This window comes from Gemmatimonadales bacterium, from assembly GCA_030697825.1.
Lineage (GTDB): Bacteria > Gemmatimonadota > Gemmatimonadetes > Gemmatimonadales > JACORV01 > JACORV01.
Map to the genome: position 1 here is coordinate 1 of JAUYOW010000223.1, position 1,419 is coordinate 1,419.

General features: G+C 68.9%; 2 protein-coding genes. Both read left to right on the forward strand.

What is annotated here, in order from left to right; translation table 11 throughout:
- Window positions 1-133 precede the first annotated feature (133 nt).
- Window positions 134-1,117, forward strand: a complete 984-nt coding sequence (locus Q8Q85_11690; protein MDP3774917.1) for a thiamine pyrophosphate-dependent dehydrogenase E1 component subunit alpha — start codon at window positions 134-136, stop codon at window positions 1,115-1,117.
- Window positions 1,118-1,135: 18 nt separating this feature from the next.
- Window positions 1,136-1,419 (forward strand): LLM class flavin-dependent oxidoreductase (locus Q8Q85_11695; protein MDP3774918.1); only part of this gene is annotated, 284 nt, incomplete at its 3' end.

The window sequence follows — 1,419 nt, forward strand, 5'->3', positions numbered from 1 at the left end:
CGCGTTCTCGGCCTTGAGTCGCTCCAGCTCCGCCTGCACGTCGTCGGCCATGTGCCTGACCTCCCGAGCCAGCATCTCACGGCCTGGCGAGTCGCGCCTTGACTCCCGTCGCCGCTTGTCGCAGCCTTCCGCCATGACGACCCAGGCAAGCGAGCCGCGGATGGAGCTGGAGCAGAACCTCCACATGTACCGCCAGATGGCCAAGATTCGCGCCTTCGAGGAGCAGGTGCAGGAGCTGTACAAGAGCGCGAAGATGCCCGGCCTGGCCCATCTCTACGTCGGCGAAGAGGCGGTCGCGGTCGGCGTCTGCGAGGCGCTCAAGCGCGACGACTTCATCACGAGCACCCACCGCGGCCACGGCCACTGCCTGGCCAAGGGGGCGTTGGTCAACCGGATGTTCGCGGAGCTGCTCGGCAAGGAGCCGGGCTACTGCCGCGGCAAGGGCGGCTCGATGCACATCGCCGATCCGGAGACGGGCAACCTCGGCGCCAACGCCATCGTCGGCGGCTCCGCCGGCATCGCCACCGGCGCCGCGCTCTCGGCCAAGATGCGCAAGAGCGGCCAGGTCGCGGTGTGCTTCTTCGGCGACGGCGCGCTGGGCCAGGGCGTGCTCTACGAGGCGATGAACATGGCCGCGCTCTGGAAGCTGCCGGTCATCTACGTCTGCGAGAACAACCTCTACGGCGAGTACACGCCCTGCGGCGAGACCATCGCCGGCGAGATCCTGGCGCGCGCCCAGGCCTTCGGGATCCACGCCGAGAGCGTCGACGGCCAGGACGTCCAGGCGGTCTGGGCTACGATGCGCCGCCTCGTCGAGCGCGCGCGCCGCGGCGAGGGCCCGGCCTTCCTCGAGTGCAAGACCTACCGCTACTACGGCCACCACGTCGGCGACGTCAACCGCGAGTACCGCACCAAGGACGAAGAGCGGGAGTGGATGACCAACCACGATCCGCTCCTGACCCTGGCGGGGCGGCTCACGGGGCAAGGGCTGGCCGACGCGAGCGTCTTCGAGCGGATCCTCGCCGACGTGAAGGCGGAGATCGACAGCGGCGTGCAGTTCGCGCTGGCCGCGCCGTACCCAGAGCCCAGCGAGGTTGACGAGGACGTCTATGCGTGATCGGTTCGGGGCGTGACCATGGACTTCGGGATCAATCTCGCGACGTCGGCGGATTCGTGGAAGGTCGTGAAGCGCGCCGAAGAACTTGGCTACGCGCGGGCGTGGTTCTTCGACACGCAGATGCTCAACGCCGACATGTTCGTGGCCATGGGCGCGGCGGCCGTGCAGACTTCCAAGATCCGGCTCGCCACGGGCGTGCTGATTCCCGGGAATCGCATCGCGCCCGTGGCGGCGAGTGCCTTGGCCTCGCTGAACGCGCTGGCCCCCGGGCGCATCGACTTCGGCATCTCCACCGGGTTCAC

Coding starts and splice junctions, on each gene's coding strand:
- Q8Q85_11690 (MDP3774917.1), top strand. CDS start 134: ATGACGACCCAGGCAAGCGAGCCGCGGATGGAGCTGGAGCAGAACCTC.